We start from the raw sequence: 503 nt of genomic DNA on the forward strand, positions 1-503 counted from the left end.
CTTATCTCATAAGAAATCATGGCCTGAATATCTATATTTCGAGCACATTACGGCGCATTCTGGCATGCTTGTTCTCATACATGGCCATGTCGGCGCGCTTGACGACACTCTCCAGGCTTTCGTGGTCTCTGGAAGTTGCCCAGCCTATGGAGAGCGAGAGCTTTAACTGAGAATAATACTGATTGTTGATATCAACCAGCTGCTTGATCCGCTCGACGGTCGCTTCGCATGCCCGCTCATCAACAAATGGCATGATGATAGCAAATTCATCGCCACCTATTCGCGAGGCTGTGTTGGGTTCGCTGATGGCTTCATTCAGCACTTCACCGATACGACGCAGTAAGCCGTCACCGGCGGCATGTCCCCACTGGTCATTTGCATTCTTCAGGTCGTCCAGATCAATGATAATGACGGATACCGGGCGTGTCCGACATCAACGCCCATGAGACCAAATTGTATTAATTGAGAAGAGAGGGTTTTCGGCTCATCATAGCTTTATCAAA

General features: G+C 48.9%; 1 pseudogene. It reads right to left on the bottom strand.

The features are described 5' to 3' along the window. Positions 1-31: 31 nt before the first annotated feature. A pseudogene (locus ACFO1V_RS09345) lies at positions 32-421 on the bottom strand (GGDEF domain-containing protein); the annotation flags it as partial. Between the last annotated feature and the right edge of the window lie 82 nt (positions 422-503).

Origin of the sequence: Daeguia caeni (assembly GCF_042653845.1) — a bacterium.
Taxonomy (GTDB): Bacteria; Pseudomonadota; Alphaproteobacteria; order Rhizobiales; family Rhizobiaceae; genus Brucella; species Brucella caeni.